Here is a 25566-nt window from a genome sequence, read left to right as displayed (position 1 = left end):
GTATATTACTAAAAAGAGTTGTGTTATAATATCATAGCAGGTATGCATCTACATACAAGATAATGTCCCTTTAACATTTTCCTCATGCGAAAGGGTAACCATTAAAAATATCAACAAGAACATCTTATCCCTAACCAATGGCTAAATTATGTGCATTTTCTGCGGTGATAAACTTCTTCACGTGTAGCTTCTTTGGATTGAATAACTGCTTCCATTTCAACAGTTATCAATAGTCATACGATAATTATGAAAAATTCCTTGAAACATTTGTCTCATACGAAAAGAAAAGCAGCAAAATTATTAATGGCGGAAGTGACGTGTTCCTGTAAAAACCATCGCTAACCCCTGTGCATCAGCAGCGGCGATAACTTCTTCATCACGCATGGAGCCTCCTGGTTGAATAACTGCTGTTGCTCCTGCTTCAGCTGCTGCTAATAAACCATCAGCAAAAGGAAAAAATGCATCTGATGCAACAACAGATCCTTTTGTGAGAGTTTCTGTTAAGCCTGCTCTTTGCGCACTTTCTGCTGCTTTACTTGCAGCAATTTTTGCTGAATCGATGCGGCTCATTTGTCCGGCTCCAATTCCAACTGTTGCGCTATTTTTCGCGTACACAATAGCATTTGATTTAACGTGCTTTGCTACACGAAAAGCAAATTGAAGATCACGCATTTCATCTTGAGTTGGTGCCCGCTTTGTCACTACTTGCAATTTAAGATCATCGACTACCACGTTATCACGTGATTGTACTAAAATGCCTCCTGCAAGTGTTTTCGCAAGAAGTCCTCCACAGCGTGGATCAGGAACTCCACCTGTAATGAGCAAACGAAGATTTTTTTTCTTGGCAATAATTTCACGTGCCGCCATTGTGGCATCAGGAGCAATAATCACTTCTGTGAAAATTTTAACAATTTCTTCAGCACATTCCTCATCAAGGGTTTGATTTAAAGCAACAATTCCACCAAATGCCGATACATTATCACACATAAGAGCTTTCAAATAAGCGTCTTTCAAATTTTCTCCTTCCGCAACACCACAAGGATTGGCATGTTTAATAAGAGCGACAGCAGCGGTTTTTTGCGGATCAAATTCTGCCACAAGTTCAAAGGCTGCATCTGTATCATTCAGATTGTTATAAGAAAGCGCTTTGCCTTGTAAAAGTTTTGCTGTTGCAATACCAAAACGTTTTTCATTATTGCGATAAAATGCTGCCTGTTGATGTGGATTTTCCCCATAGCGCATAACACTTTCAAGATGACCGGAAAAACTCTGCCATGATGGAGTTTCAATTTTTAAATCCCGTGCAAACCACGATGCTATTGCCGTATCATAGGCAGCGGTGTGTGCATAAGCGCGCATTGCTAGCTGATGACGCATAGATAAGCTTAAACATCCATTATGCTGCTTTAATTCAGCTAGAATCGAATCATAATCTTTTATCGCTGTTACAACACCGGTATAAGCATAATTTTTTGCCGCAGCGCGAATCATCGCCGGTCCACCGATATCAATATTTTCAAGAGTCGTTTGCCCATCAGCTCCCGAAAGGATCGTCTCTTCAAAAGGGTAAAGATTCACCACTAAAAGATCAATTCCATGAATGCTGTTCTTTTCCATAGCTTCCCTATGGCTAGGATCTTCTCTTACTCCTAACAAAGCACCATGAATCAAAGGATGGAGTGTTTTTACACGCCCATCCATTATCTCAGGAAATCCAGTAACTTCAGCAACATCTTTTACGGGTAAACCAGCCGCTATGAGGGTTTTTGCTGTTCCTCCTGTTGAAATTAATTCAACATTGTAAGTAGCATGAAGGGCTTGTGCAAAAGCAACCACACCCGTTTTATCAGACACAGAAAAGAGAACACGACGAACCCGATGAAGATCAGGTATGGGAAAATTTTTGGCAACAACACCCATAACAGAAGCCTTAAAAATGAAAGAGTTAAAATTCTAGTAAAACACGCTTATACGTTTATAGCATAAGCCTTTAGCAAAATACACTGAAAGGATAAACTGTCTTTTTAGAATATAGGATGATTCACCTTTTTCTATTATCCTGTAAAAACCTCTCATTTGAGGTGTGATGATAGGTATAAAAGTCTCATTGAGACATTAAATGTTTTTTTGTTGCTTATAACTCAATATCTCATTTTTATAGCAGTTGTGAAACAAAAAATGCATCCGTATGTTCTCTGCTATATTAGCCTTTATACTAGATGAAGGCGAAAGTATTGCGTGTATCGATTGGAGTAATCTCTGAAATGGGAAATAATCTAATGAAGCAAGAATATAAAATTATAAAGACAAAAATGAGAGCCTATTTTTCCTATCATTTTTAAATTTAACTTTATATTTTTCAAAAGCGTTTATGACGATATTTAACAAAGGCGCAAGTTGGTAGCTTTTGTTCTCTTTATCAGTTTTCAAGATTCTAAAAATTTTTGTTACTTGAGATGGAAAAGGTATTTTTTTAGTTTTTTTGCCGTAGCAGAAAAAGAAAACCTCCTAACACACCAGCAGCTAAAATAAACCACGTGATTGCATAAACGAGATGATTATTTCGAAAATGGATAATCGTAAGACCAACGACGGGAAGTTTTGCTTGTGGAGATGTTTTTCTGGCATCAATGAAATAAGGGGCAACAGTGGACAAACCAAGTTTTTGTGCCATAGCGGGGAGATCGCGCGTATACCATAAATTTTTGTCAGGATTATTTTTACGCGGGAAAAATCCATTTTTTTCACTCATGCGTAATAAACCTATAATCGTTGTTTGTTCTGTGTCCGTGGTAGAATTTTGCTGAGATAAGGCATTTGTATGCGATTGCTCTGTGTTTTGAAAATTGTTACGTTCATCCATAGGGATAAAGCCACGGTTGATAAAGATCAGTATATTATCAGCAGTTTGTAAGGGAGTCAAAACCCAATAGCCTGTAGTATTTTGAGCGGCAGCAGTGACTAAAATATTTTTATCTGTTAAAAATTTTCCTGTGATAATAACAGGTTGATATTCATATTTTTCAAAAGTAACATCTGACCATTGATTTTTTGGAGGGGCTTTTATGGGGGGTAAATGAATGCGCTGATTGGTACTGGTAATAAGATTTGTTTTCCAGTTTAACCGTTGTACTTGCCATATACCTAATGCACTGAAGAGAAGAAAAAAACAAATACATAAAGTTCCAAATAAAAAAGAAGAAAAACGGCAAGAATTTCCCTGAAGCTTTGTCATGGGGGGGTCTTTTTTGCTCATGATTTGTGCTTCCTTTCGGGACAATAGGCTTTTATTCTAACATGGTATATATTAAAAGAAACATTTTGTACGCTTTTTGGCAGAATTTGCACGCCTTATTGAGGAAAAAGATGAAAAATAAGCCAACAAGAGATGAAAAAGGTTTTATAAAAGACTTGACCTTTTGTTGTCGACCCCCTATTAGAAAGAAACTTCCCAATGATGCCCGTTCAAGGTTGCATTGCGCGTGTTTTGCGTTCATTGTGTCCTTTGGGTATGGGGATTTGAAAGTTTCTTAGAGTTTAAGGGTGAAGTTTATGTCTCGTGCATGTGAATTGACAGGGAAGACGGTTCTGTATGGTAATAATGTTAGCCATGCGAATAATAAGACTCGGCGTCGTTTTTTACCAAATCTTTGCAATGTGACATTGATTTCAGAGGTGTTACAGCAAAGTTATCGCTTGCGTATTTCAGCAAATGCATTGCGTTCTGTTGAGCACCGCGGTGGTCTTGATGGTTTTTTGATTAAAGCAGACGATAAAGAGTTGTCGCAACGTGCGCGTTTGCTAAAACGCCAAATCATTAAGAAAAAAGCTGAGCAAGAAGGTGAGCAAAAGGCTGAACAGGCAGCATAATTGTTAGCGCCATTCTTTTTGGTTTATTAATGCTTTGATTTCGGTTTTCTGTTCTAGAAGTTAGGTTTTTTGCAGGTTGATCGTTTCATTTTATTGGTTCCATATCCCAGGTTAAAAAAAATGTCTTCAAGCGGTCTTTTATTAGAACAGCAAAAGAAAAGGTATGTTGTTTTTTCTATTTTTGCAATGTGCCTTGCTGTCACGGCTTCTAATATTTTAGTTCAATATCCTGTCTATTGGTTTGATTTGAATGAGCTGTTGACTTACGGGGCTTTTACCTATCCATTTGCTTTTCTAATCAATGATTTGACCAATCGTTTTTATGGTCCATCTGCTGCGCGGCGTGTGGTTTATGCTGGTTTTTTTACGGGTGTCTTTGTTTCTTGGATATTGGCGACACCACGGCTTGCACTTGCTTCTAGTTTTGCATTTTTATTTGGGCAACTCCTTGATATTGTGGTTTTTACTCCTTTGCGACGTAAAACATGGTGGAAAGCACCTTTAGCAGCAGCGTTGGTTGGTTCAGCTTTGGATACAGTGCTGTTTTTTGCTCTTGCTTTTTCTAGCTCGTTTGCTGTTTTTGATAAGATAACAGGGTATGCAGATAGTTCACTGGTGGAGAGTACTGTTTTGGGAGGGATAGGCATGCCAGTTTGGCTATCGCTTGCTTTTGGTGATTTTTCGGTAAAAATTATTATGAGTCTGTTGATGTTGATTCCTTATGGGACAATTCTTAACATCGTAAAGCTTCCTCTTTATCAATGTCATTCAAAAGATGATTCCTCTTTTGTTTGTCACAAATAAGGATTTTTGTCTTTTTGTTTTCCTGAAGCCAAGAAAATTGTACGCTATGCTTGGTGTGACACGTTAGTTATAATGGATACTTTATCATTTACCAACTTAAGTAAGAACTCCAACACAAAACGCTTTTTTATTTCAAAATTCTCTTGTGAGGAAAAGATAAAGTCATTTGTTTGAGAAGGGGCTAAATATGCTTTTACAAATGATTCAATGTGACAGAAATTGCAACTGATGTTTATTAATAGATTGATTTAAAATGATAACTTATATTTTTCATTTGAGTGAAAGAGCCCAATATCATAAAATTTTACGCGTTTTAAATACTCTTATATTGAGTTAATAAAAATCATTTGCTTGCCTATGTTATAAGAGGAATTGGCGTGCGGACAACGTCATTTGAGAAAGAAATACTTCTTATGAAGAGCTTTAATGCAATAAAAGTGCAATATTAGGCGCTGAAAGTATATTGATTTATCTTAAAAACATTGGAAACTTGAAAGTAGGATTCTGCTTTTGGCTTGTAGCTTGTAAAGTAAAGGATGATTCTGGATTTTGCATTATGCCATATATGGGCGCTGTTGTGAAATAAGCTTGGAAGCAAGGAAGAATGTAGGAGTGCGGATAAGATATATAATGGTGTGTTCTTTTTCGTGAATGAAGTAATATTTTTTTTCGTGTTTTTCTTATATTTTATGTGAGTAAAGATTTTTTCTTTTATCCATGAGATGGGAGCTTATGTTGATAGATCACCCGTGGTGAGTACTGTTTTGGGAAGGTTAGGGGACAGGTTGGCTTTCGCTTGCTTTAGCAATTTTTGCCGAAAAATTGCTATGAATCCATTTATGCCGATTCTTTTATAAAGAAATTCTTAGTGTTTAAAATATCCTCTTTTTTTTCGTATAATAAATACAACTTTTATCTTTTTGTATTACTGAAGGTGAAAGTTTAGGTATTATATTTTCTGTGAGAGCAGCATTTTAGAGCTATGTCTAGTGGAGATATTTTTCTATATACGTGTATTTCAATATAATGAAATAACACAAGATCGAGACAAAAATGGGTGATTATTCAGTCTTTGAATTTGAATGGTACTCTGGGATATGGTCGTAAATGGAAAGTTCTAAGCAAAACTTTATCAGTCGCAATATAACCAGAAAGTAAAAACAAACTCATTACAATTTTTGAAGATGGTTGGAGCATTTCTTTTAGAGCTCATAATGCATCCAGTAAAGTAGAAGCTTCTTTAAAATTCGATATTCAATTTGTGGGATTATCTTCTCAGGTTGTTAGCCATCAAATTCCGATGGTTTAATGATAGAGATAATTTTTTAAAATGTAATCGTTGCTAATTCAAGGCAGGTTCATTTCTTATGAATATGAGTTCTTTTATCACTAAAAAGTATTTCTAATTGTTTTGTTATGGCGTCGGCGAGTTCTTCAGCATTCATAATTGTTACAGCACGTTGATAATAACGTGTGACGTCATGACCAATTCCAATGGCAATGAGTTCGATAGGGGAGTGTGTTTGGATTTCTTGAATCACTGCGCGTAAGTGTTTTTCTAAATAATTGCTGGAGTTGACCGATAGTGTCGAATCGTCAACAGGAGCGCCATCAGAAATGACCATGAGGATGCGACGTTGTTCACGCCGTGATAAAAGGCGTTGATGAGCCCAAATTAAAGCTTCTCCGTCGATATTTTCTTTTAATAATCCTTCTTGCATCATTAAACCTAAATTGCGTCGTGCGCGACGCCATGGGGTATCAGCACTTTTATAGATGATATGGCATAAATCATTGAGGCGTCCAGGATTATGGAGTTTGTTTTGGGTAAGCCATTGTTCGCGCGATTTTCCCCCTTTCCAAGTTTTGGTGGTAAAACCTAAAATTTCAACTTTGACACCACAACGTTCAAGAGTTTGTGCCAAAATATCAGCACAACTTGCAGCAACGCTAATGGGGCGTCCGCGCATTGAGCCAGAATTATCAATGAGGAGTGAAACAACTGTGTCCCGAAATTGGGTGTTGCTTTCCATTTTAAAAGAAAGGGGTTGCATGGGGTCAATAATTAGACGTGGAAGCCGTGTTGTATCAAGATATCCTTCTTCAAGGTCAAAGTTCCAGTTGCGATTTTGTTGCGCCATCAAGCGGCGCTGGAGACGGTTTGCTAAACGTCCAACGATGTTTTGCAGATGATTGATTTGCTTATCAAGATAACGGCGTAAGTGATCTAACTCGTTTTCAGAACAAAAATCTGTTGCTTCCAAAATTTCATCAAATTGACGGGTGAAGATTTTATAATTGCCAAGTCTTTGCATTTGTTCCGAATCAGAAAAAAGGTGTTTGGGTTTGCTCGGCTTTTCTTGCCAAGGTCCATTTTTTTGCTCGCCGTCAGCTTGATCATTGTTGTTTGATTGTGTCGCTTGTGTTTTTCCATCATCTTGCACATCACTTTCTTGTTCAGTGCTGGTTTGTTCTTCACTTTGAGCGTGTTTTTTGTTTTTACTCTCTTCTTCTCTTTGGTCTTGAGGTTCACACGCATTTTTTAATTTTTTATTGTTTTCACTGTTAGAAGCTTCAGCTTGTTGCACTGTCATTTTGAGTGTAACAAGCATTTGGCGAACAATCTGTGCAAAAGCTTGTTGGTTGTAAATATGATGTGGGAGTTCATTGAGTTGTGATGCTGCTTTTTGTTCGAGTTCTTTACGCCACAATTCTAAGACAGAACCCGCTTCTCTTGGAGCTGCGCGCTTTGTTATTTTTTCACGCAATAAAAGTGCAATCGCTTCTTGGATGGGGGCTTCACTTTGGTTGCTAATTTTATGATAATGGGCTCTTTTGTATTTATCGGCGAGCATGACATCAAGATTTTTTGCAAGTCCCTCCATGGCTAAAGTACCAATTGCTTCAACACGTGTTTGTTCGAGGGCATCAAAGACAGCACGTGCTTCTGATTCTAGTGGAGAAAATTGCATGTGAATGCGGTTGTCATGCCATGCTTTGCGCAGAGCCATGGAATCACCTAGTCCGCGGGTAATAGTGATGTCTTTATTCGTTGCGTATTGAGGTAATTCTGGTAAACGCGCGCAACTTTCGCTTAAAGATGGTCGGTTATGACTAAAGGAAACTTCAAGGTTGTTTGTGCCTGCAATCGCACGCATACAGGCGGAAAGTGCTTTTTTAAAAGCTTCAGCATTAAGAGTGTTGTTGGAAGAATCTTTTGCCGGATTTTTGTTGTCGCCAATATCGGTAGCCATGAGTGACAGATTCCTTAAGGCGAAACACCATGAATGAGTGATTCGGGAAGCTCTTGTCCAAAGGCGCGTTGATAAAATTCTGCAACAGTGGCACGTTCGAGTTCATCACATTTATTGAGAAAGGTTAATCGGAAGGCAAAGCCGACATCTTGAAAAATTGTTGTATTTTCTGCCCAAGTAATGACGGTACGTGGACTCATGACAGTTGAAAGATCTCCATTGATAAAAGATTGGCGTACCATATCAGCAACATGAACCATTTGTGAAATTGTCTTTTTTCCCTCAGCCGTTTGAAAAGATTTGACCTTTGAACAAATGATATTAACCTCTTTATCATGGGGTAAATAATTGAGTATCGTAACAATAGACCAGCGGTCCATTTGAGCTTGATTAATTTGTTGGGTACCATGATAAAGACCGGTTGTATCGCCAAGACCAATGGTATTTGCTGTTGCAAAAAGACGAAACGCTGGATGTGGAGAGATGACACGGCTTTGATCAAGTAAGCTTAGTTTTCCAGAGGTTTCAAGAACGCGTTGGATGACAAACATAACATCGGGACGCCCCGCATCATATTCGTCGAAAACAAGAGCAATATTATTTTGATAAGCCCATGGCAAAATGCCCTCTTTAAATTCAGTGATTTGTAAGCCATCTTTTAAAACGATAGCATCTTTTCCTACAAGATCGATACGACTTACATGACTATCGAGATTAATGCGAAGACAAGGCCAGTTAAGACGTGCAGCAACTTGTTCAATATGCGTTGATTTCCCTGTACCGTGATAGCCAGAAACCATTACACGGCGGTTAAAGGTAAAACCTGCGAGAATCGCTAAAGTTGTTTGCTGATCAAAAAGATAATCAGGATCGATATCAGGAACATGGGGACTTTTTGTGCTAAAAGCAGGGACTTTCAGATCTGTTTCAATATGAAATAGATCGCGAGCACAAAGTGTAATATCGGGCACATTTTCAACGGTAAGATTTGTCATTATGTTTCTGGAAGGGAGAGGACGCTATTTATTCATTAGAAACGATACAAGAGTTAAAGTATTTATGCAATGCTCTATAATGAGAGCCTTAGATATTGAAGAAAGATTTTTTTACGTATTCTATAATGTTTTGCAAAAAAAGTAACATTTTGCGCAAATAATGATGGTCTAAATGAAAATAGACTCATATAAGCGCATGTTTTCAGCACAAACCAGACTTTTTTAGCAAATTGTAAGCATGTAAAACATCACGAAAGCGCTCTTCTGAAGCACGATTACCACCATTGGAATCAGGATGGTGCTTTTTTACCAACTCTTTATATTTCATTTTGATGTCTTCTGCTGAAGCGTTTGCCTGTAGTCCCAGTGTATCAAAAGCTTTTGCTTCTAAGGGCTTTAATTTTCGTGAGAACTTATTGTTTGAATGCTGCCCAGTAAAAAGCGTGAAGGGATCGCGCATGCGATTTTGATAGGCAGCTGTTCCAGAGCGAATCTTTGCATAATTCGCGGCTGTTTTTTTCGATGTACCATTGCTCAGATCTGTAGGCCATGTCGGACGATGTCCTGTGAGAGCATCCTTTTGAAATTTTGCGATATCTTTATTGCTAAGACCAGAGAAGTAATTAAAATTTTTATTATAGGCGCGTACGTGTTCAATACAAAAATATAAATATTGTCCTTCGTGATTTCGACCTGCTGGTGCTTTATGGGACCCTGTTTTTTCACAACCTTCCCACTGACACTGTTGTGCTTCTGGCTCAGCTTTTTGTTTTTTATTTGAGCTTATGCGAATTGAATCGAATAATTTAGATGTTATTGTCATATTATTGGTTTATGCAAAATTGATTAATTTTACAAGAATTGACTTTTGAAAAATTTGTTTTCACACTTATTCTATTATGAAAAAGGTGTATTTTTGCACGTTCATTTTGTTTGAGGAATGAAAAATGTTTATAGAAACAATAATTCAGAGAAAGCTTCAGGATGCTTTTCATCCGCAACAGCTTGAAGTGATTAACGAAAGTCATCTTCATGAGGGGCATCCTCATAATGAACATGCTTTTGATGGTAAAGGAGAAACACATTTTCGAGTGAAAATTTTATCTTCTTCTTTTTCTAATATGACACGCGTAGAAATACATCGAGCGATTTATAAAGTTTTACAAGAAGAGTTAGCTACTTGTGTTCATGCTTTGGCACTTGAGGTTGAAACACTCTAATTTTTTGATGAGACGTTTTTAGGAACGGGGATGGGCCTTTTGATAGATTTTTAACAAATGGTCTGTATCGACGTGGGTATAGATTTGTGTGGTGGAAAGACTAGCGTGCCCAAGAAGTTCTTGAATCGTGCGCAAATCTCCCCCCCGTGATAAAAGATGGGTGGCAAAAGAATGGCGCAGTGTATGAGGCGTTGCAGTTTCTGGTAAACCAAGGCTTGCACGTAAATTACGGACAGCTTTTTGAATAATGGCAGGCTGTAGGGGACCACCCCGCGCACCACGAAATATGGGTTGGTTATCCAATAAAGGATATGGGCAGCATTGAAGATAATTTTGTACGGCTTCGTAAACAATTTTTATGAGGGGAACAAGGCGTGTTTTGCCGCCTTTTCCTGTTATAAATAAACTTGTTTTTTTAGGATCAGAAAATTGTTCTGGTGTGAGGCTTAAGGCTTCTGATATTCGCATTCCACAGCCATAAAGAAGCATGAGGACAGCAGCATTACGAGCGCTAATCCAAGGTTCATTTTCCAGTTGATTTTCTTGTTTGACTATGTGAAGTGCTGATTTTATCGCTAAAGGTTTTGGGAGCAATTTGGGGTGTTTGGGGCTTCGGATAAGTTGAGCCGCGGGAACATTGACGATTCCTTCACGTGATAAGTATTTGAAAAAAGAACGGATGCCTGCCACCCCTCGGCTTAAAGAGCACGCACTTATATTGTTTGTACGCCGATAAGCAAGATAAGCACGCAAGTCACTGATGCGTAAATGAGCAAGATCTGTAAGGGTTGGTGTATGATTTAAGTGCTGACAGAGAAAAGACAAAAATTGCCGCGTATCACGTTCATAGGCTTGCACTGTTTGTGCTGACATACGACGTGTTTGGGTAAGACACTCTAACCAATTTTTCCTTGCTTTTAAAATTGCATGGTCTGCTGGAATGAGAGGAATATTTTCATCTTTTCTCTTGTCGTTTTTGATGGGCATTATCTAGTTGAGAGTTTCTTTCTTTTTAGATTTTTCATCGTTAGAATGACCATTCTTGTTTTGGGGTTGCTCTTCACGATTGATAAGTTGCTTTTCACCTTTGAGAGAGAGTATTTTCACAAGATTGTGTGTTGACATCAAATGCGCAAAAATTAATCCTAAAAAGCCATTTTTATGAAGTTTGGCAAGTTGGCTTGCTGATAATTTATTCAATTTTTCTTCATCAACAACCCAAAAATGTTCCAATTGCGCTGAGAGACCTTTATCGTTTTTCACATTGATGGATTTTTGGCTTAGAAGATCCATTTCTACAAGAGCATCAATAAACTCAGAGGTTTTCTCCATAGCGATTTTAAAACTTTCAAGAAAGCGAATACGTTCTTCCATAAAAGGAGAAATAGAGCCATCGGAATTAAAAAGTTCTGTTCCTGCAACTTCATTAAACATACCGGACTGTTGATCAAAGCAGACAGAAAGTTCTTTTTCATTGCTAATTTGTGCCAAAACAAAAGGATAGCGACGGACAAAAGCTGGAACATAAGTATTGTTTTTCCAACTTTTATCAGAAGCGATATAGTCATTTTCGTCATTAGAAAGACCGACAAGAGCTGCGGATGTGTAGTGCCGTTTTTTTTGTTCATCTTCGGCGCACATAAATAAAATAGGATAGTCTAGCGCTGCTTGAAAATATTCAGTACTTGCTAAAGGAACCCAATGAGTATCCTTGGCAAAAGACATATCAGTTGGAGGAGCAAATTTTAGATTTTTATGGGAAATTTTGTTGATTGGTGTGATATCTTTGTAAAATAGCATAATATTTGCCATAAGACTTTCTCCTTTATTAATTTGTTTTTTGTTACCAAGAAAGGTCTTTTAGAAGATTGTCTCATATGGCAACAAGATTGAATAGAAAACTATAAGATTGAAGGGTTCATTTTTGAGAGATAATATTTTTGCATGAAGTATAATAAAGAAAAGCTTAAAAATAAAGTCTATCTTGCCATTATTGGTATGCCTCATGGTATAAAAGGAGATGTTTTTGTTAAAATTCTAAGTGCTGAGCCACAGCGTTTCAAGTTTTACAGCACTCTTTATGATGATATGGGGCGTTCTTATGAAATTGTAACTCTTCGCATACAAAAAAATAAGGCGATTGTACGTTTTAAAGGGGTAGAAAATCGTAATGCGGCTGAGTCTTTAAAAGGTATTCGCCTTTATGTGACGCGTGATCAATTAATTGATGATTTGATGGAGGATGAGTTTTATCAAGTCGATTTAATAGGCTTGTGTGTCCAAGATTGTGGGGGGAAAATCTTAGGTGAAGTGTGTGGTTTTTTTAATTTCGGGGCTGGTGATTTGCTTGAAATACGTTTGAATACAGGTAAAAGAGTTCTTATTCCCTTTAGTAAGGCGGCGGTACCAGAAATTTGTATGGATTCTGGTTTTCTTGTTGTTGATCCCATGGCCGCTGGTTTAATTGATGGGGGAGACAATGAGAAAAAGGAAATAGCTTGAATCTAAAAATAAAGATGAAGGTAAAAAACAACAGATGAATTTCGTCAATAAAAAGTGGAATGTGTGAAAATATTAAAAATGCTCTTTTGAGCAGATATTGTAAGCACTTTATCTCGAAATAGTCCTGAATTTTTAGAGTCTTTTTTAGTGCAAGTATTTAGAAGGATCGTATTGAATATGGCGCAGATCAAGAAGACTCAGATTAACGCTATAGCGTTAAAAGTCTTGTTTGTGCTATTTTTGCTATTAAGAGTCTGTTTAAGAAAATAAGGATAAGAAATAAAATGAAATTTCAGGCGCGCGTTTTAACCCTTTATCCTGAAATGTTTCCTGGTTTTTTAGGGTATTCTTTAGCAGGGCAAGCTTTAGAGCGTGGAATTTGGTCACTGGAGACGGTACAGATTAGGGATTTTGCTTTAGACAAACACCATAGCGTTGATGATAAACCTGCTGGTGGGGGAGCTGGTATGGTAATGCGGGCGGATGTATTGGCGGCTGCTCTTGACTGCTGTCCACAGGATTCGCCAAGATTGTTGATGAGTCCACGTGGGCGTCCTTTTGACCAAGCTTACGCGCATAGCTTGGCTCGTGATACGGGTGTAACGTTAGTTTGTGGACGTTTTGAAGGGGTTGATGAGCGAGTCATAGAAGCACGAGAATTAGAAGAAGTTTCTATTGGTGATTATATTCTTTCAGGGGGTGAAACAGCTGCATTGGTTATCTTAGATGCTATTATACGTCTTCTGCCCGGAGTGATGGGGAATGCAGCTTCTGCAAGGTGTGAAAGTTTTGAAAATGACTTGCTGGAACATCCGCAATATACCCGCCCTTCTCTTTTCGAAGGGCGGGGTATTCCGCCTGTATTGCTCTCAGGTCATCACAAAGCGATCGCAGATTGGCGTCAAAGCCAAGCCGAATTGTTAACACGTCAACGTCGCCCTGATCTTTATGCGCGTTATAATAAAAATCATCAGAAAACTTGATTCATATGATAAGGTGGTGTATTGCATGGCTCTCTTTTTAGAGAGTTTTTTATAAAAGGTTTTCTGTAGTTCCAAAATTAAAATGAAGGAATGGTGTATTCGCTCCTGTGTAAGACATAGCCTAAAGAGCTCCTTATTCTTAATAAAGGCTTTTTTGGTAAGAGTTGAGCGCTCTGACTGTTCGATAAAGAACATGAAGGATAAAAGAAATGAATATTATCGCACAGCTTGAAGCTGAACAATGTGCAAAAATTGAAGAAAAGCGCCAATTTCCAGCATTTCAGCCAGGAGATACAGTCCGTGTTATGGTGCGTGTGACAGAAGGTACACGGACGCGTGTTCAGGCTTATGAAGGTGTCTGTATTGCGCGTTCAGGCGGTGGGTTGAATGAGACCTTTACAGTACGCAAGATTTCTTATGGTGAAGGGGTGGAGAGGGTATTTCCTGTTTATTCTCCTTTGATTGAAGGTGTTGAGCTGGTGCGCCGTGGTAAAGTGCGCCGTGCAAAACTCTATTATCTACGTGGCTTGAGAGGTAAAGCTGCACGTATAGCTGAAAAGAGAGATTATCGGAAAAAAGCTGAAAAGGTTGTTGAGAAAGTAGAAGCAGCATCTGTCAGCACAGATGTTGAAAAGCAAGTTTCTGAGTAAAGATTATATCGGCTAAACTTTATGCAAAAGCGGCTTTTATGCCGCTTATTTGTGTCTTTCTTGATTCGTTTTGCCTTTTAAAAGGCTTGGAGTGGACATAAAAATGTTCAATCTATCAATTTTTCCTCTTTTTATTCTTAATTATGGGTGCAGTTTAAGAGACTATTGCGTATATCGTGAATACTCAAAAGGATAAGTTTAATCTGAAAAAATGTCTGTTTATATTTGGAAAAGATTTTAGACCTTTGACGTGAAGATAAAAGTGTATTAGATTAAGGCGAGTTTTGCGGATCATATCCAGGGAGTAATCGGTTTTTTTATGCGTGACCTTTAATCCGTTATTTGAGACAACCGACCTGTAATATCGGTATCTTGAGATGCCAAACAAGTAAAAACGAGAGAGTATGTTTAGTCGTTTTGCGCGAACTTTCTCGTTCATTGCGGTTGCAAAAACCAGGTCAGGATATTTTATGATAAACCAGGTCAGGATATTTTATGATAGAGACAACTAGGATAAAAGAGCGCCCTCGTTCCCCTCATATAAGTATTTATCGTTGGACAATTACTATGGCCATGTCCATTGCACACCGCATTACGGGTATGGCACTTTATGTTGGAACGGTTTTTCTTGCTGTTTGGTTAATTGCTATTGCGTGTGGCGAGGAGACATTTAGAACAGTTTACGAAATTTATAGTTCTTGGTTTGGATTGTGTATTTTGTTTCTTTATACTTTGGCAGGGGTTCATCACATGGTTGGTGGTGTTCGCCACATTGTTTGGGATCTGAAGCCTTGCCTTTTGGCAAAAGAAAAGGCAACAGTCACTGCTTGGGCGACAGTGTTTATTTCTCTTATTGTTACTTTTGCGATTTGGATTATTGGATATACCGTTGTTTAGCTGGGGGTGAAAAGAGACATGAAAAAAGATTTTCGAACGGAACTTGGAAAAGTACGGGGGCGTGGCAGTGCTCATGAAGGAACAGAGCATTTTTGGCTAGAACGTTTGACGGGGTTTATCAATCTACCACTTTTGATATTTTTTATTGTTCTTATTCTTTCGCTTGTGGGAAAGGATTATAGTATTGTGCGTGCAAGACTTGCACATCCTATTGTTGCTATTTTGATGGGATTGATGACTTTTTCGGTCCTTTATCATATGAAACTTGGTATGCAGGTAGTGATTGAAGATTATATTCCACGTGAAGGTTTTCGGATATTCTTTTTGACGTTAAATATTTTATTTTGTTTTCTCATAGGTGGTATCATTATTTTTTCTCTTTTGAAAATTGCATTAGGGGGTTAAACAAGTATGGCGGGTACAGGATCATTTCTGGGTGCTAAAGCAGGTAACGCCCCTTATCGCACTGTAGATCATAAATTTGATGTTGTTGTTGTTGGGGCAGGTGGTGCAGGATTACGTGCGACACTGGGTATGGCAGAACAAGGATTAAAGACAGCTTGTATTACGAAGGTTTTTCCAACGCGCTCACATACGGTTGCAGCACAAGGGGGAATTGCTGCATCGCTTTCAAATATGGGACCTGACAATTGGCAGTGGCATTTATATGATACCGTGAAAGGTTCTGATTGGTTGGGCGATACCGATGCAATGGAATATTTGGTGCGTAATGCTCCTGCTGCTGTGTATGAATTAGAACATTATGGCGTTCCTTTTTCGCGAACGCAAGAAGGCAAAATTTATCAGCGTCCTTTTGGTGGACATACGACACAATTTGGTGAAGGTCCGCCTGTTCAGCGTACTTGCGCAGCAGCTGACCGTACAGGCCATGCCATTTTGCATACGCTTTATGGACAAAGCTTAAAGCATAATGCGCAATTTTTTATTGAATATTTTGCACTCGATCTCATCATGACGGATGGGGTTTGTACGGGGGTTGTGGCATGGAATCTCGATGATGGTACAATACATCGTTTTTCTGCCAAAATGGTTGTTCTTGCAACCGGTGGTTATGGACGCGCTTATTTTTCTGCGACATCGGCGCATACCTGTACGGGTGATGGTGGTGGAATGATCGCACGTGCTGGATTGCCACTTCAGGATATGGAGTTTGTGCAATTCCATCCGACAGGGATTTACGGTTCTGGCTGCTTAATTACAGAAGGAGCTCGTGGTGAAGGAGGCTATTTAATCAATTCTGAAGGTGAACGCTTTATGGAGCGTTATGCACCTTCCTTTAAGGATTTGGCTTCACGTGACTTGGTTTCGCGTTGTATCACACTTGAAATTCGTGAAGGGCGTGGCGTTGGACCTAAGAAGGATCATATTCATTTGGTTCTCAATCATATTGATCCTGCAATCTTGCATGAGCGGTTACCAGGGATTTCAGAATCAGCACGGATATTTGCAGGGGTGGATGTAACAAAAGAGCCTATCCCCATCTTGCCAACGGTTCATTATAATATGGGTGGGATTCCTACCAATTACTACGGGGAAGTTCTCAATCCAACGGCTGATTCGCCTGATCGTATTCAACCAGGGCTGATGGCGGTAGGAGAAGCAGGATGTGCTTCTGTTCATGGTGCTAACCGCTTGGGGTCAAATTCATTAATTGATCTTGTGGTGTTTGGTCGTGCTGCTGCCATTCGCGCGGGTGAAGTTATTGATCGGAATGCAGAAATGCCACCCATCAATGAAGAAGCTGTTGACGAAATTATAGCGCGTTTTGATCGTTTACGTTTTGCACAAGGGGCAATACCAACAGCTGTATTGCGTGAAAAAATGCAACGCACGATGCAAGAAGACGCAGCAGTCTTCCGTACAGAAGATTCTTTGAAACAGGGATGTCAACGGATGAATAAAATCTGGGGGGAATTGTCGGATCTCAAAGTCACAGATCGTTCTCTGATATGGAATTCTGATTTGGTTGAAACATTAGAGCTTGAAAATCTTATGGCGAATGCAATCATGACTGTTCATTCTGCCGAAGCACGTTCAGAAAGCCGTGGCGCTCACGCTCGTGAAGATTATCCAGAGCGTGATGATAAAAACTGGCGTAAACATACGATTTCACATTTGTCAAAAGAGGGTAAGGTGACATTATCATATCGACCTGTCCATGTGGACCCGTTAACATCTGAAGCTGATGGTGGGATCGATTTAAAGCGCATTGCACCTAAAAAACGGGTTTATTAAGGGGAGAATGAAATATGGTACAAATTAAGCTTCCCAAAAATTCTCAAGTAAAACCGGGAAAGGTTTGGCCTAAACCTGAAGGTGCTACAAAGCTGACGGAATTTCACGTGTATCGTTGGTCGCCTGATGATGAGGAAAATCCTCATTTAGATACTTATTATGTGGATCGTTCTGCTTGTGGTCCTATGATTCTTGATGGGCTTTTGTTTATTAAAAACCATATTGATCCAACTTTGACACTTCGTCGATCATGCCGTGAAGGCATCTGTGGTTCATGTGCGATGAATATTGATGGAACCAATACATTAGCTTGTACCAAAGGGATGGATGATGTAAAACATCCCATTAAGGTCTATCCGTTGCCTTCCATGCCGGTTGTTAAAGATTTGGTTCCTGATTTAAAGCGTTTTTATGCACAACACCGAGTCATTGAGCCTTGGTTGCAAACAGTTTCTCCTGAACCTGCAAAAGAATGGTTACAAAGTCACTCCGATCGCCAAAAAATCGATGGCCTTTATGAATGTATTTTGTGTGCGTGTTGTCAGACTTCATGTCCAAGTTATTGGTGGAACGGTGATCGTTATTTGGGGCCCGCTGTTTTGCTTCAAGCTTATCGCTGGATTGCGGATTCACGTGATGAGATGTGTGGTGAACGTCTTGATAATTTAGAAGATCCTTTCCGCCTTTATCGTTGCCATACGATTATGAATTGTGCGCAAACTTGTCCAAAGGGATTAAATCCAGCGAAAGCAATTGCTGAAATTAAAAAACTCATGGTTGAACGCCGCCTCTGAAAATTTACTGATTGATCAAAATAAAGCGCAAGGTGGAAAATTGTATCTCCTTTTAGCAATTAAATCTCTAAAAGAAGATTGGCTGCTTATGGGAGCGCAGTAGCTATAATCATTCTAAAAGTGAAGTAATCCCTAAAAATTAAGCAATCCTTGCAATGACTGAGCAGAAAACTCATAGTTGAATATTATCTTTGAAATTTGACCGATTAACGAACAGTAAAAAGAAAAATAGAAAATTGTGCGTGTTTTTGTGCCTCTTTGAGGCTTAATCTCTAAAAATTTATTGGCTTCTATGAGGCGGTTAGCATAGTTATTATTGCCTTTAAAAGGCATTAGTCTTTCGAGTAAACTATACTTTAAATAGCGTTCTATGTAAAAACAATAAAATCAATATGCCATGTGTTTTTATTTTTATTAAATTCGCATCATAATTTATAATTTGATGCAGATTCAAGTAATCATTTTTTATAAAAAATGATTACTCTTTATAAATAGAGCACAAAAAATAAATGCTGATACAAATATTATAACGCATGTAAATTATCTAAATGAAATACAAAGGAGTGATCATTATGACAATTCGTCATTTTACGACACATTTATTGTAATATCGAAAACATTGCTAATATTCAAGGATTAGGAATTTTTGATAATATCATTATATATATATATATAAAGGTCATATTTTTTGTTTTAAAGATTGGATTGTTAATCGTATTAAAAAGCAAAATTTATAGTTCTTAAAAAATGGAGAACGTAAAATCCTTCTCTATTGTAGAGATAGATTATATAGTTAAGGGGGTAGTAATTAAAAAATATTGTAACATCATAGATTTAAATTCACTAAAGAGCAAATAAGACGTTTTTAAAAAATATCAAATTTATAGTTTTTTCTAAAAATTTAGAAAAGGCTAGTGAGAATTCTAAGAACACGTGTTGCGAATGTGGTACAAGGGATGTTTATAGGTTCGTTTGAGTTGAATGAATTCAATCATCAAAGAAAACATGTTGTATTTTTATGAGTTTCGTGGGTTTTTATTTTATATGTTTTTATCTATAAAAAATAGAGATTTCTAGATTTAGGTCTTATTTATTATGTTAGGGGATTTTTTATTATGTTAGGGGATTTCATTTTTTCTTGTATATATGCTGAAGAAAGTTATTTAAGCAGTAAAAGTGTTTTTTATTTTATTTTTTAGCATAAAAGATATTTCTTAACATGAAAGAGAGGTGTCCAAGTATTAACGGTATAATCAGCCATTGTTTTGGTATTTATTCTGTTGTGCTGTAAAACACTATCTTATTTAGGATGTGGTAATTAGAGTGGTTAGAAGGTGAAATCTGCTAGGTGAGGGGGCGGATTGTTTGCAGATCAGTGGCGTGAGAGGCTTCGTCCTTTGAGGTGTGATAGGTGGAGTCTGTTAGCCAATTACGTAAACTAGAGCGAAATCTACGTGGACAGGTTTTTAGTCTAATCTCTCTTATATATTGTGATAGGAACTTCACATTAATAAGGACTACGACCGGTTACAGAAAACAGAAATCATTGCGAAAAAACAAGCGTGCTTATTTTAAAATTTTTAATATTTGTGATCATAATGGCATGTGAAATCTCCTGTAGTATCACGCAGACCGTTCGTATTCTCGAGCCAAGAATTGTTCATATATCCTCTTCAATCTGATCTTCACGAATTGATGCAAGAGATGGGTACGAACACCTGTAAGAATAAGCAGATGCAAAGCCAGTTGTATCATTATTGTTGCTTTGCAGAGTGTTTGATAAAAATCTGGAACATTTCTCCAATTCATTGCCGGTTTATTAATGACTTTATGGCGTTGTTTTTCTAAAAGAGCTTTTGCTGTTGCAGCTTTTACTTATCAAATGGGAGTTAAGAGTATTATGTATCTCTGTTGGCGTAATCTTTGAAAGTTGCTATACAGCCGCCTAATTTGAGGAGAATATGAAGCTGTAAAGGTGCAAACCAGTTTCCATTTTTAGCATCATTTTTTAATTCTGCTTTACGACTTTCAAAAGCATCTAGAGTAATGTCTTTTAAATAATAGAGATTACGCATTGCTTCACGCTTTTGTTTCTCTCGTTCTTTAATAAGATCAAAACCCTTATGTAAAACAGAACGCCCCGAGCCAAATACACTTTGCTTGTCAATTTGCAAGCTTGTTTTTAAGAAACCTTTCTTTAAGGTGCCTAAGCTTATTTCACTACAGAGCTCGTGGATGGTATAATGGTAAAGCCCCGATGAATAATATAAAATTTATAGAGCATCTCCATTTTTACACTTCATAAAAGAGCAAGTTGGGCGCCATTAGACACTTTGCAAACTCCCAATGTTGTGACAATTTTTGGCATTTTGGATGGTTTATAAAAGGCATTTTTAGTGCTTTTTTGTACAGTTTCATTCTATACGGCTTTATTTACTTATAATGTGCAAGAGACATGGTTTTGGTTAATAAACAGCTTTGAAATGAGAGAATCCTACGGTACTAAGATCTTTTATCCAACACGCAAAATAATGAACACTCTTTATAAGACAATGTGATGCATCTTAAGAAGAGTGATTGTAGATCTGTTCTTTTAGGAATTTTTGCTTTTTGTGGTGCAGAGAAGAGAGCAGGAATATTCAGAGTAGAGCTTACCTTATGGAATCTATGGATATCGTCTTTAGGAGAGGGACATAAGCCACGTGATATGGTTAGCAAAGCTTTCTTAAGAGAAATTTGGTTGTTTACGAACAACTGGAGGTTAAGAATCTTTCTTCGTCCGAAGAAGACGTCTATATACCACTATACTTTTTATTACCAAATAGAACGTGGTTTATGGATGCTAAATCGAAATGATAATTTATTTCGTATGAGGTTTTCCGTATTTGGAGATTGTTTGGTTAAAAAACATATTTATTAATCACTTGAAAATAGTGCTTAGAATTTTTAAACGATAAGTTTTGGTCTTGATGACGATAATTATTTGTGATGATCGAAAGTACCTATTTTACGAAGCTTTCATTGATAGGCGAATCAAAATTTATTCTTTTCTTTTGTTTAAATATTTATTTTGCAGCTATTTTTTCTTTTTTGCATCAAAGATACTTTTTCAAAAGGTAAATGGAAAGAATGATCAAAGGCAAGAGAATAAAGAGAGCCTTATGTATAATTTTGTTTTCTCGTAGAGTTGTTGTCTATTAACTTTTTTCTTTTTTTCTTCATGAAGAGTGTAGAAAATCCATTGGAGAAGCAAAGAGAATAGGAAAAGTTAAATAAATAGCCGTAACAATTAGTTACGGCTATTTTTGTTTGCTTCATATTACCGAGAGAGGAAGCTCCCCTTAAGCGATTTTTGATTTAGCAAAAATCGGGTCGTAAAAGACTTCAGAGAGTTTTCTATCTTTAAAGAACAACACTACGTCAACTGTTGTATAGAGAACGATTTTTATCATTTCTAACTCGAGTTGCCGGCCAATTTCTGATCTTTTAATCAAGGTGGCACATCGCTCAAATGTCTGCAAAGCGCTGTTAGCATGCGTTGTTGTAATCGATCCGGGATGACCAGTGTTGAGCGAATTGAGATATTCCCATGCTTCATTGCCTCGCAATTCAGCGAGAAAAATTCTGTCAGGCGACTGACGCATACACGCATCTAGGCATTCTTCAGCTGAAACACGGCCTACATTGTTACCATAAATCATATGTACATGATTGGGATGATTGGGTAGAAAAAGCTCATGAACATCTTCAATTGTGATAATACGCTCCTCTACAGGGACCTTTTCAATTAAAGAGCGAGCAAATGTTGTTTTACCAGATCCTGTTTTGCCTGCAATAATAATGTTGCGTTTGTGAAGGACGCATTCTTCCAAAAATTCAAGAATTTTTCCCTCACGTTTACTTTGTAAGAGTTGAACTTCAAATGGTTCCAACCGTGTGAAGTCCTGCCTCGATAACAAGTTATTGGCTTCTTTTGCTGAAGGCTTATTAAAACTTACATCAGAAAAATCGTCAAATGCCCCTTCTTCTTTGAGTTCTTCTAACGTTTTAACTATGAGAGAATGTTTACGAATTACAAAGGAAAGAGCACCATCAACAACAGCTGGTGTTTGTATAATTGTACCACGTTGTCCACCAGGCAAGAGCACATAATTAATACTTCTGGGAGCCATACCGTTATAAACGATAATAGCTGTAATAAGCGTTTGCAAAAAAGTGGTTGTTAACTCTGGTACGCTATGTAGTTGCCAACCCTTAAAGCTTTTCGTCCATACTTCACAGGGGCGGCAAATCGATAATTCAGTGATCGTGGGATCTTCTAAAAAACAATCAAGCGGTTGCAGAAGCTGAAAAACTGCTTGATCTTTTTGTATCGGGTTAACGTGTGACGAGACTGTAGACATCGCTGAAATCCAGATCACGAGCAACAAAAATATTTACTCGTTCGCCTTGGTTTTTGTAAAGTGTTGGTGTGATATTGATGGAATTTTGAAGAACATCGATTGCTATAGATTCAGCATTCTGAGCTCCTTTATTTTGTGAGTTATCTTTATTTTCTTTGCTGCTTTTACCAACTTTTCCTCTTACCCATTCTCCTAAATCACCGATAATGCTTACCATAATTGCACTACCAAATCGTTCCCAAAAATGTCTGTCAACCCAGCCACCAATACCCGCTTCACCCAGAGGACCTGTGCCTGGTGAGTCAAGATTGACAACAACACCAGAAGGCGTTTCAATGCGTAACCATTGCACAAACACGCGCGTTTGTCCTTGTTGTATGCCACTTTGGTAAAAACCAACAACTTTAGAACCACGGTCAAGCAAAACAACACGTCCACTCGTGGAATAAATATCGCGTGTTAAATGACACGTCGTCATTCCGGGTTGTGATGTAATGATTTTTGTTTCTAACGTACAATCTATTTGCGTTCCTTGTGTAATCAAAAAGTCACGGTTACGAAGTTGCATCGCATGTGATTGACCTAAACGCACGGGCTGAAGGTTATCAAATAATACGCCATTACCTCTATCATTATTCGATGCTTTATTATTTGTATCTGTAGATCCTTCGCTACCACCGTTGTTAAGGCTAGAACTGAGCATACGTTTGCGTGCTAATTCTTCAGAATCTTGGAGCATATGTGGAGGAATGGCTGTTTGAAGAAGTTTACTCAATGCCGGTGGAATATCCAAGTTTGAATCTTCTGTTTGTGTTGATTTTTCTGCTTCTTCTACAATCTTTGGCTCTTCTATAATCCGAGGGACATAGTTTGGTATAATTTGCTGTACTATTTGTTGTGGTTTTTCTTCCTCAACCTCCACGGTATTACGCATTTTAAAAGCTTTCCAAGTCAAGGCAATCGGTATCGCTACTATGACAATAAGTCCTACCATTAACAATGCACGGGTACCTGGAATTGTTGGACGACGTTCAGAACCTAGTTCGGACCCTCCATAGGTACCTTCAATATGTTTTTGTTCGACGTTGTCCAGTTTTGTACCTTTTCCCTCTCCTTCCTTATTGTCAAACATCATTTTCCTCCTTTATTGATACGATAAACCACCGAAGATACTGTCCCTGTTGTGTTTGGTACGCCATTGGGGTCATAGGCTTCATTAAAAACAGCTAGAGCGCGTTTACCAAGCCGTATAAGCCATTTAGGATTGACCTTATGAACGGCGATAATATCATTAGAACTGCCGATAACGGTGCGTGGTATTAAGCTTTCATTACCTTCAGCATCTACGACATAAATCGATGGCATATCCATGTTAGCGGGAAATTTAAAGTAAGTAATACGCCCATTGTCCCAAGCATTTATCGGAGCAATATCTTGGTGACCACTCATGGTATAACTGAGATTATAGCCGTTGACGCTTTGGTGAAAACCACGTTCAATCGCAAGGCGTCGATTGTTTTCTTCTGACTTTTCATCGTTTGAATCGGGATAATGGAAAGCCAATTCATATGTTGATCCCGCACGGTCATTCCGAAATTGTAGTCGGAATTTATAACTCCGTTTGTCGGTTACAACGATGAGATTGGTATTGGCAAGTTCTGCTTTTGGTTTAATAAAAATATGCCGCCCTTTATGAGCAAAGGCATAGGCTTCAGAATCACCAAAGGCATGAGTTATGTACTGTTCACCTTCTTCAAGAATAATATGTGTTGCCACACCAAGAACTGTTTCAATTTGAACCACATCCGCTTCGTTATATGTTATATAGCGAATGCGGTGATCATATTGTGAATTTGATGGACTTTTGAGCGCCTGCACAGGTACCGTATAAAGAGAAGAAAACGAAGACAATAGAACAACGAACGCAAGTTTTTTCATAACAATCAATTCCTTAATCATTCAACAGTATTTCTGGGTCAGAACGGTAACTTGTTACTTGAAAACCAAGGGGGTTAAGCAATCGATCAGATGATTTCATGGGTGCACCAACATAGGTGTAACCAATTGTTGCAATTTGGTGCTGTTTTGGTCCAGTAGCAGCACCGTTGCTGTCAAGTTGCTGAGTCGTAAAACGTACAGTTGCTTGACCTAGTCCATTAGGCTGGATTGATCGTACTTTAACTGTAATACGTGCTTTGTTGGAAAGCACTTTGTCCCGTGCATTTTCTCCATCATAGATTTTATAATATTCTTGTTGAACAGATGCCGCACTTAAAAGTGCTGTTGTGTCATAGTTCAGTTGAATAGTATCGTAGTCGTAAGTTTCGCGGTTAAGTACATATTGGTTTAGCCAATATCTATCTACAACTTCACCATAGCTTTCTTCGTGTTCACGCATGATTGAGATAACATCAACTGCACCCGTCGTATTATCAACGCGCAATACTAAGGGAGTTGGAGCTGGTTGAGAAAATCCAACAACTCCACATATCATACCGAATAAGCCAAAAAGACCCACAGTACTCGCAACACGCCATGCCGTTCTGCGCGACCTTATAAATTCATTGATAAGATCACGTTCTAAGCCACGGCTTTCTTCATAATAACTTCTAAGTTGTTCGGCTTTCACTGGTTTTGCTTGTTTTGTTTTCATCTGTCTCCTCGCTTGATTTCGGCAGGGATTGTTTTATTAATAGGCACGCGGTTCCTGTCATTGGGCTGTTTTAGCTTTGGTGCTAATGCACAAGCCGATAAAAGGTTTGCAATCAAAATTATAAGTATGATCGACTTCATTTTAACATGACTCTTTTTACTGTTATACACATTCTGATATTTGTTGTCATTATTATAATTTTGATACTAAAGTAAAGTGTATAGTTTACGATAATTTATCTTTTCTTAATTTCATTTTTTAATTTATGAAAATAGCTCAATTTCA

23 protein-coding genes and 1 pseudogene are annotated in these 25566 nt (G+C 38.0%); 11 read left to right on the top strand and 13 right to left on the bottom strand.

All coding sequences use genetic code 11. From position 1 onward, the window contains the following. Nucleotides 1–300: 300 nt before the first annotated feature. Nucleotides 301–1920 carry a bifunctional phosphoribosylaminoimidazolecarboxamide formyltransferase/IMP cyclohydrolase gene (gene purH / locus ACFINY_RS06980; protein WP_375700941.1) on the bottom strand — a complete coding sequence of 540 codons (1620 nt, stop codon included), beginning with the start codon at nucleotides 1918–1920 and terminating at the stop codon, nucleotides 301–303. A 553-nt stretch (nucleotides 1921–2473) separates the two neighbouring features. Next, complete coding sequence (locus ACFINY_RS06975; protein ID WP_375612234.1) at nucleotides 2474–3256, bottom strand: SURF1 family protein; 783 nt, start codon at nucleotides 3254–3256, stop codon at nucleotides 2474–2476. A gap of 296 nt (nucleotides 3257–3552) precedes the next feature. Between ACFINY_RS06975 and rpmB the strand changes: the two genes are divergently transcribed. The 3 genes and pseudogenes from rpmB to ACFINY_RS06960 all read left to right on the top strand — a co-directional run. Then, on the top strand, nucleotides 3553–3870 hold the full coding sequence (rpmB, locus tag ACFINY_RS06970; RefSeq protein ID WP_375612235.1) for a 50S ribosomal protein L28: 318 nt from the start codon (nucleotides 3553–3555) through the stop codon (nucleotides 3868–3870). A 120-nt stretch (nucleotides 3871–3990) separates the two neighbouring features. Further along, entirely contained in the window at nucleotides 3991–4674 is a 684-nt protein-coding gene (locus tag ACFINY_RS06965; RefSeq protein WP_375612236.1) for a VUT family protein, read from the top strand. A 1162-nt stretch (nucleotides 4675–5836) separates the two neighbouring features. Continuing rightward, nucleotides 5837–5983, top strand: a pseudogene (locus tag ACFINY_RS06960) (HaeIII family restriction endonuclease); the annotation flags it as partial. Nucleotides 5984–6032: 49 nt separating this feature from the next. On the opposite strand, the gene cobT reads toward ACFINY_RS06960, so the two are convergent. The 3 genes from cobT to ACFINY_RS06945 form a co-directional block, all read right to left on the bottom strand. Further along, complete coding sequence (gene cobT, locus ACFINY_RS06955) at nucleotides 6033–7928, bottom strand: cobaltochelatase subunit CobT (protein ID WP_375612237.1); 1896 nt, start codon at nucleotides 7926–7928, stop codon at nucleotides 6033–6035. 14 nt (nucleotides 7929–7942) lie between these two features. After that, the gene (gene cobS, locus ACFINY_RS06950) at nucleotides 7943–8923 is read right to left on the bottom strand and encodes a cobaltochelatase subunit CobS (RefSeq protein ID WP_375612238.1); all 981 of its coding nucleotides are present in this window, start codon (nucleotides 8921–8923) and stop codon (nucleotides 7943–7945) included. Between the two features lie 202 nt (nucleotides 8924–9125). Continuing rightward, nucleotides 9126–9746 carry a J domain-containing protein gene (locus ACFINY_RS06945; protein ID WP_375612239.1) on the bottom strand — a complete coding sequence of 207 codons (621 nt, stop codon included), beginning with the start codon at nucleotides 9744–9746 and terminating at the stop codon, nucleotides 9126–9128. A 124-nt stretch (nucleotides 9747–9870) separates the two neighbouring features. On the opposite strand from ACFINY_RS06945, the gene ACFINY_RS06940 reads away from it, so the two are divergent. Further along, nucleotides 9871–10143 carry a BolA family protein gene (locus ACFINY_RS06940; protein ID WP_375612240.1) on the top strand — a complete coding sequence of 91 codons (273 nt, stop codon included), beginning with the start codon at nucleotides 9871–9873 and terminating at the stop codon, nucleotides 10141–10143. Between the two features lie 18 nt (nucleotides 10144–10161). On the opposite strand, the gene ACFINY_RS06935 is transcribed toward ACFINY_RS06940, so the two are convergent. Continuing rightward, complete coding sequence (locus ACFINY_RS06935) at nucleotides 10162–11130, bottom strand: tyrosine recombinase XerC (RefSeq protein WP_375700940.1); 969 nt, start codon at nucleotides 11128–11130, stop codon at nucleotides 10162–10164. Between the two features lie 3 nt (nucleotides 11131–11133). Beyond that, on the bottom strand, nucleotides 11134–11955 hold the full coding sequence (locus ACFINY_RS06930) for a SapC family protein (RefSeq protein WP_375612242.1): 822 nt from the start codon (nucleotides 11953–11955) through the stop codon (nucleotides 11134–11136). Nucleotides 11956–12087: 132 nt separating this feature from the next. Between ACFINY_RS06930 and rimM the strand changes: the two genes are divergently transcribed. The 7 genes from rimM to ACFINY_RS06895 all read left to right on the top strand — a co-directional run bounded on the left by rimM (nucleotide 12088) and on the right by ACFINY_RS06895 (nucleotide 18225). Continuing rightward, a complete protein-coding gene (gene rimM / locus ACFINY_RS06925; protein WP_375612243.1) occupies nucleotides 12088–12645 on the top strand; it encodes a ribosome maturation factor RimM in 558 nt (185 codons plus the stop codon). A 284-nt stretch (nucleotides 12646–12929) separates the two neighbouring features. Beyond that, entirely contained in the window at nucleotides 12930–13628 is a 699-nt protein-coding gene (gene trmD, locus ACFINY_RS06920) for a tRNA (guanosine(37)-N1)-methyltransferase TrmD (protein ID WP_375612244.1), read from the top strand. Between the two features lie 209 nt (nucleotides 13629–13837). Beyond that, complete coding sequence (gene rplS, locus ACFINY_RS06915) at nucleotides 13838–14278, top strand: 50S ribosomal protein L19 (RefSeq protein ID WP_375612245.1); 441 nt, start codon at nucleotides 13838–13840, stop codon at nucleotides 14276–14278. A 495-nt stretch (nucleotides 14279–14773) separates the two neighbouring features. Beyond that, complete coding sequence (sdhC, locus tag ACFINY_RS06910) at nucleotides 14774–15175, top strand: succinate dehydrogenase, cytochrome b556 subunit (protein ID WP_375606014.1); 402 nt, start codon at nucleotides 14774–14776, stop codon at nucleotides 15173–15175. An 18-nt stretch (nucleotides 15176–15193) separates the two neighbouring features. Next, the gene (gene sdhD / locus ACFINY_RS06905) at nucleotides 15194–15580 is read left to right on the top strand and encodes a succinate dehydrogenase, hydrophobic membrane anchor protein (protein ID WP_375612246.1); all 387 of its coding nucleotides are present in this window, start codon (nucleotides 15194–15196) and stop codon (nucleotides 15578–15580) included. A 6-nt stretch (nucleotides 15581–15586) separates the two neighbouring features. Continuing rightward, a complete protein-coding gene (gene sdhA, locus ACFINY_RS06900; protein ID WP_375612247.1) occupies nucleotides 15587–17431 on the top strand; it encodes a succinate dehydrogenase flavoprotein subunit in 1845 nt (614 codons plus the stop codon). A 14-nt stretch (nucleotides 17432–17445) separates the two neighbouring features. Continuing rightward, entirely contained in the window at nucleotides 17446–18225 is a 780-nt protein-coding gene (locus ACFINY_RS06895; RefSeq protein WP_005774220.1) for a succinate dehydrogenase iron-sulfur subunit, read from the top strand. A 1898-nt stretch (nucleotides 18226–20123) separates the two neighbouring features. Here ACFINY_RS06895 and ACFINY_RS06890 read toward each other — a convergent pair. From ACFINY_RS06890 to ACFINY_RS06865, 6 genes are all read right to left on the bottom strand, one after another. After that, on the bottom strand, nucleotides 20124–20399 hold the full coding sequence (locus ACFINY_RS06890) for a hypothetical protein (protein ID WP_375612248.1): 276 nt from the start codon (nucleotides 20397–20399) through the stop codon (nucleotides 20124–20126). Nucleotides 20400–21566: 1167 nt separating this feature from the next. Further along, nucleotides 21567–22628 (bottom strand): P-type DNA transfer ATPase VirB11, encoded by a 1062-nt coding sequence (virB11, locus tag ACFINY_RS06885; RefSeq protein ID WP_375612249.1) that lies wholly within the window; start codon nucleotides 22626–22628, stop codon nucleotides 21567–21569. Then, nucleotides 22603–23760: a type IV secretion system protein VirB10 gene (gene virB10 / locus ACFINY_RS06880; RefSeq protein WP_375606219.1), complete on the bottom strand. Its 1158-nt coding sequence runs from the start codon at nucleotides 23758–23760 to the stop codon at nucleotides 22603–22605. The genes virB11 and virB10 overlap by 26 nt, the downstream gene beginning before the upstream one ends. Then, complete coding sequence (gene virB9, locus ACFINY_RS06875; protein ID WP_375606008.1) at nucleotides 23760–24566, bottom strand: P-type conjugative transfer protein VirB9; 807 nt, start codon at nucleotides 24564–24566, stop codon at nucleotides 23760–23762. The genes virB10 and virB9 overlap by 1 nt, the downstream gene beginning before the upstream one ends. A gap of 13 nt (nucleotides 24567–24579) precedes the next feature. Beyond that, nucleotides 24580–25281 carry a virB8 family protein gene (locus ACFINY_RS06870; protein WP_375606007.1) on the bottom strand — a complete coding sequence of 234 codons (702 nt, stop codon included), beginning with the start codon at nucleotides 25279–25281 and terminating at the stop codon, nucleotides 24580–24582. After that, a complete protein-coding gene (locus tag ACFINY_RS06865) occupies nucleotides 25278–25421 on the bottom strand; it encodes a TrwH protein (RefSeq protein WP_273790050.1) in 144 nt (47 codons plus the stop codon). Before ACFINY_RS06865 ends, ACFINY_RS06870 begins: the two co-directional genes overlap by 4 nt. Nucleotides 25422–25566 lie beyond the last annotated feature (145 nt).

Origin of the sequence: Bartonella sp. AA23NXGY (genome assembly GCF_042197165.1) — a bacterium.
Taxonomy (GTDB): domain Bacteria; phylum Pseudomonadota; class Alphaproteobacteria; order Rhizobiales; family Rhizobiaceae; genus Bartonella.
This window is presented reverse-complemented; position numbering and strand designations above follow the sequence as displayed.

What these genes read in the sequence shown, in the direction of transcription:
- ACFINY_RS06965 (WP_375612236.1), top strand. Translation starts at nt 3,991, where the DNA reads ATGTCTTCAAGCGGTCTTTTATTAGAACAGCAAAAGAAAAGGTATGTT.
- virB11 (WP_375612249.1), bottom strand. Translation starts at nt 22,628, where the DNA reads ATGTCTACAGTCTCGTCACACGTTAACCCGATACAAAAAGATCAAGCA.
- ACFINY_RS06945 (WP_375612239.1), bottom strand. Translation starts at nt 9,746, where the DNA reads ATGACAATAACATCTAAATTATTCGATTCAATTCGCATAAGCTCAAAT.
- virB10 (WP_375606219.1), bottom strand. Translation starts at nt 23,760, where the DNA reads ATGTTTGACAATAAGGAAGGAGAGGGAAAAGGTACAAAACTGGACAAC.
- ACFINY_RS06865 (WP_273790050.1), bottom strand. Translation starts at nt 25,421, where the DNA reads ATGAAGTCGATCATACTTATAATTTTGATTGCAAACCTTTTATCGGCT.
- rimM (WP_375612243.1), top strand. Translation starts at nt 12,088, where the DNA reads ATGAAGTATAATAAAGAAAAGCTTAAAAATAAAGTCTATCTTGCCATT.
- rplS (WP_375612245.1), top strand. Translation starts at nt 13,838, where the DNA reads ATGAATATTATCGCACAGCTTGAAGCTGAACAATGTGCAAAAATTGAA.
- ACFINY_RS06940 (WP_375612240.1), top strand. Translation starts at nt 9,871, where the DNA reads ATGTTTATAGAAACAATAATTCAGAGAAAGCTTCAGGATGCTTTTCAT.
- cobS (WP_375612238.1), bottom strand. Translation starts at nt 8,923, where the DNA reads ATGACAAATCTTACCGTTGAAAATGTGCCCGATATTACACTTTGTGCT.
- sdhD (WP_375612246.1), top strand. Translation starts at nt 15,194, where the DNA reads ATGAAAAAAGATTTTCGAACGGAACTTGGAAAAGTACGGGGGCGTGGC.
- ACFINY_RS06870 (WP_375606007.1), bottom strand. Translation starts at nt 25,281, where the DNA reads ATGAAAACAAAACAAGCAAAACCAGTGAAAGCCGAACAACTTAGAAGT.
- trmD (WP_375612244.1), top strand. Translation starts at nt 12,930, where the DNA reads ATGAAATTTCAGGCGCGCGTTTTAACCCTTTATCCTGAAATGTTTCCT.
- cobT (WP_375612237.1), bottom strand. Translation starts at nt 7,928, where the DNA reads ATGGCTACCGATATTGGCGACAACAAAAATCCGGCAAAAGATTCTTCC.
- sdhA (WP_375612247.1), top strand. Translation starts at nt 15,587, where the DNA reads ATGGCGGGTACAGGATCATTTCTGGGTGCTAAAGCAGGTAACGCCCCT.
- ACFINY_RS06975 (WP_375612234.1), bottom strand. Translation starts at nt 3,256, where the DNA reads ATGAGCAAAAAAGACCCCCCCATGACAAAGCTTCAGGGAAATTCTTGC.
- purH (WP_375700941.1), bottom strand. Translation starts at nt 1,920, where the DNA reads ATGGGTGTTGTTGCCAAAAATTTTCCCATACCTGATCTTCATCGGGTT.
- ACFINY_RS06895 (WP_005774220.1), top strand. Translation starts at nt 17,446, where the DNA reads ATGGTACAAATTAAGCTTCCCAAAAATTCTCAAGTAAAACCGGGAAAG.
- rpmB (WP_375612235.1), top strand. Translation starts at nt 3,553, where the DNA reads ATGTCTCGTGCATGTGAATTGACAGGGAAGACGGTTCTGTATGGTAAT.
- virB9 (WP_375606008.1), bottom strand. Translation starts at nt 24,566, where the DNA reads ATGAAAAAACTTGCGTTCGTTGTTCTATTGTCTTCGTTTTCTTCTCTT.
- sdhC (WP_375606014.1), top strand. Translation starts at nt 14,774, where the DNA reads ATGATAGAGACAACTAGGATAAAAGAGCGCCCTCGTTCCCCTCATATA.
- ACFINY_RS06935 (WP_375700940.1), bottom strand. Translation starts at nt 11,130, where the DNA reads ATGCCCATCAAAAACGACAAGAGAAAAGATGAAAATATTCCTCTCATT.
- ACFINY_RS06930 (WP_375612242.1), bottom strand. Translation starts at nt 11,955, where the DNA reads ATGGCAAATATTATGCTATTTTACAAAGATATCACACCAATCAACAAA.